Source organism: Streptomyces sp. NPDC051133, from assembly GCF_040682635.1.
In the GTDB taxonomy this organism is placed as follows: Bacteria; Actinomycetota; Actinomycetes; order Streptomycetales; family Streptomycetaceae; genus Streptomyces.
On record NZ_JBFBBK010000200.1, the window covers coordinates 1 to 1,976 of the forward strand.

Annotated in this window: 2 protein-coding genes; both read right to left on the minus strand. The window is 68.1% G+C overall.

Annotated features, from left to right (window positions below):
* Window positions 1-498 precede the first annotated feature (498 nt).
* Window positions 499-1,488, minus strand: a complete 990-nt coding sequence (locus AB0N17_RS46365; RefSeq protein ID WP_366017685.1) for an IS110 family transposase — start codon at window positions 1,486-1,488, stop codon at window positions 499-501.
* Entirely contained in the window at window positions 1,488-1,760 is a 273-nt protein-coding gene (locus tag AB0N17_RS46370) for a hypothetical protein (protein ID WP_366017686.1), read from the minus strand. Before AB0N17_RS46370 ends, AB0N17_RS46365 begins: the two co-directional genes overlap by 1 nt.
* Window positions 1,761-1,976 lie beyond the last annotated feature (216 nt).

Here is a 1,976-nt window from a genome sequence, read left to right on the forward strand (position 1 = left end):
CCTGTCGGTCACACGGCAGGGGCGCAGCGCTTGCGGGGGTAACCACCTGCGTTGACCGGATCTCTTGGCGCAAGCCCCGTCCTTCCGGACTCCGTTGGGAAATCCGTAAACCGGCTTCGCTGGCTTGCTGAGGTCGGCCTGATGGTTTCTGTTCGTCGGAGCGAGGGGTGTGGCTGGGCGTCGCTGGAGTCTCAGCACGATGGTGGGGTGCCGGAGCTGACCGCTCGGGTGGTGCGGGCGTCGTTTCCCAAAGGGACGACATCCGCGCCGGAGTGGAAGCACCATCTCCCAGGCAATCCGGCGCACCCGCATCCGCCGGACCCCGCTGCACGGACCTGCCCCAGGACCGCCTCGGACACATCTTCGCCGCCACCGCCATCAACATCATCACACTCGACGCCTGGCTCAACGAAACACCCCTCGGAGCAACCCGCACCTCCCACCTCGCCCGACTCCAACTCACCTCCTACTGACACAAAAAGTTCGGAGTGTGTGAGGTCAGACCGCTGAGATGGGTTCGAAGCGGAGGGTCAGACCGAGGCTGTTGGCTTCCTTGATCATGCGGCGCATGGCGCGTTCGGGGTTGCGCTTGGTGAAGTAGTCGGCGCCCAGTTCGCGGTAGGGGACCTGATCGTGGAGCACGTGCCAGATCGCGATGGCGAGCTTGTGCATGACGGCGACCAGGGCGCGTTTCGCGCCGCGGCGGGAGGCGATGCGACGGTAGAACACGGCGAGGTAGGAGTCCTTGTTGCGGACTGCCGCCATGGCGGCGACCCCGAGCAGCCGCTTGAGGTTGGTGTTGCCGTGCCGGGTGCGCCCGGAGCAGTTCACGCCAGCGGACTCGCTCTGCCCAGGGCAGACTCCGGTCCAGGAGGCGAGGTGGTGGGCGGTGGCGAACTGGGCCATGTCCCCGCCGGTCTCGGCGGTGACGATCTCGGCTGCGAGGCGGCTGATGCGGGGGATGGTGTCCAGCAGGTCGAGGTGGCGCTCTTGGGCGGCCAGCAGTTCGGCGATCCGAACGTCGAACATCGCGACCGTCGCATTGAGGTGGTCGATCTGGTCGAGGTAGTGGCGGACCATGAACGCGTGGTGGGGCGTGAAGTCCCCGTCCAGGGCCTCGTCCAGTTGTGGGATCTTGGCACGGGCTTGGCGGACGGTGAGGTCAGCCAGCCGCTCCGGGTCTCGCTCGCCGGCGACCAGGGCTTCGAGAATCGCCCGGCCCGAGACGCCCACAGCATTGGACAGGACCGAGGTCAGCTTGAAGCCGGTGTCCTCCAGCTCCTTCTCCAGCCGCTGGGTCTCCGCGGCCGCCGCCCGGACGACCTCGGTCCGCCGACGGGTCAGATCCCGCAGTTCCCGGACGGTGCGGGGCGGAACGAAGGAGCCCATCACCATGCCCGAGGCCCCCGCGCGGGCCAGGAGCGCCGCGTCGCTCGGATCGATCTTGCGGCCCCGGATGCCCTTCAGGTGGGAGGGGTTGACCAGCATCAGGTCAGGTGCGGCTGCAGCAGGTAGTAGACGCTGCGCCAGTAGTCCGAGGTCGCTTCCATCACCACAACCTCGACCCGGCGTTCGACCAGCCAGGCCAGCAAGCGGCGGATCTCGGCCTGGCTGGTGCCGAACCGCTCGGTCTCCAGGCTCCACCGGCCCGCGTGCGTGGTGCTGGGGGTGCGCACGCAGCCGAGCAGGAACCGCTTGCCCAGGTCCACCCCCGCCGACCGCAGATGAATGACCTCGTCCTTCACGTCCAGCCGGGCCATGACCGGCTCCCTCCCACGCAGCGACGCATGAACGCGACGGGTGGCCCGGAGGGGCCAACGGGACGGAGCGGAGACTGACACACGTGCCCCGGGCGCCCGATGGCGACCCTGGCACAAACCGTGGTTCCCTCAGCGACCCCCAAAACCATCCTGACTTACCAGCTCACCGGCATCGCAGTAGCACCGGCCTGACCGGGACACCCAGGCCCATTTTCC

What these genes read in the sequence shown, in the direction of transcription:
- AB0N17_RS46370 (WP_366017686.1), bottom strand. Translation starts at nt 1,760, where the DNA reads ATGGCCCGGCTGGACGTGAAGGACGAGGTCATTCATCTGCGGTCGGCG.
- AB0N17_RS46365 (WP_366017685.1), bottom strand. Translation starts at nt 1,488, where the DNA reads ATGCTGGTCAACCCCTCCCACCTGAAGGGCATCCGGGGCCGCAAGATC.